The sequence below is a fragment of the Stenotrophomonas sp. B1-1 genome (assembly GCF_010894375.1).
Lineage (GTDB): Bacteria > Pseudomonadota > Gammaproteobacteria > Xanthomonadales > Xanthomonadaceae > Stenotrophomonas.
Map to the genome: position 1 here is coordinate 1 of NZ_JAAIUZ010000058.1, position 1,129 is coordinate 1,129.

The following is a 1,129-nucleotide window of genomic DNA, read 5'->3' on the forward strand; positions in this document are numbered from 1 at the left end:
TTTTGGGTTTCCTGCACCATGTAGCATTTCGTCCCTGGCGCCGCTCGAATGATGTCGATATTTTCCTGACTGATTGGAGGGCTGGGACAGTCAGCAAGCCGACAAATGTCGCAATAGGGTATCGCGGATCAACTGCTCATCGCTCGACGTGAAGCCCAGCAGCTGACGCCGCTGATAGGTCACGCGCGGGCCGCCTTTGCTCACGCTATCGGCTCGGCCTTCCTGGTGGACCATAGCGATATGCGAGACGCGTCCGGTAAAACCCACGGCCACTTCATTGGCGTTTGCGCGCACGCGCAGATGGCGCGCCTGTCGGATCTTGGCAAACATCGCTCCGCGCTTGATGCGTCTGGCCTTGGCGCGTCGGCTGGGCGGATTGCGCCGGGCCGCATAGGGCGAGCCGTCTGGGTTTTTCTGCGCCGCAATGCGCTGCTGCTGCGACCGGCGCAGTGCGGTGCCCACCTTGCGGGCCAATCGGCTGCGCTGGGCCGGTTGCAGCTGCTGCAACAATGGCGCGACCCAGTTCTCAAGGCGCTGCAGATCTGCGTTCATTGCGCGATGGCCGGCAGGGTGGCGATCACCATGCCATCGGCCAACAGCGCGCCACCGGCGAGCGTATCGGCGTGCTCGTCCTCAGTCGGCGGCTCTGGCAAGTGCTCCAGTATCAGCGCACCGCCTGCATCGCGCACCACACGCACGCGCTCAGTTAGCGGCAGCTTGATGGCCAAATCCACCAGGTTGTCGGACAGCACATCGACCTCAAAGGTCAGCTTGTCGCGGTTGGCAGGGTTTGCCAGCAGCTCGGATTGATGGCGGGTCAGCCACTGCAGCAGCGGTACCATCACCGCCTCCGGTGCTCCGGCAAAGTCGGTCAGTACCAGGTCCAGGGTGTAGCGGTACTCAAAGGAGGCGCCCGGCCGATAGGTGCCGGCCACACCGCCGTTGTCGACAAAGATCAGCAAGCGCTCGGGATCGGCCTGCAAGCAGGGCAGGGCGGCCACCAGGTGCTGGCGTAGGAGCTGGGGCTTCTTCATGGGGCGTGTTCCTGGCCACCGAGTGCGGCATGCAGTTCCCTCACCAAGCCCTGTAGGCCGATCACTTGCTCGGCAGTGGCGTGGCAGAGGGCGTA

General features: G+C 64.0%; 2 protein-coding genes. Both read right to left on the reverse strand.

The window, feature by feature from the left end; all coding sequences use genetic code 11:
* Positions 1–90: 90 nt before the first annotated feature.
* Positions 91–552, reverse strand: coding sequence for a phage virion morphogenesis protein (locus tag G4G00_RS21730; RefSeq protein WP_164276647.1), 462 nt, complete (start codon positions 550–552; stop codon positions 91–93).
* Positions 549–1,034, reverse strand: coding sequence for a phage tail protein (locus G4G00_RS21735; RefSeq protein WP_164276650.1), 486 nt, complete (start codon positions 1,032–1,034; stop codon positions 549–551). The genes G4G00_RS21730 and G4G00_RS21735 overlap by 4 nt, the downstream gene beginning before the upstream one ends.
* Positions 1,035–1,129: the final 95 nt, after the last annotated feature.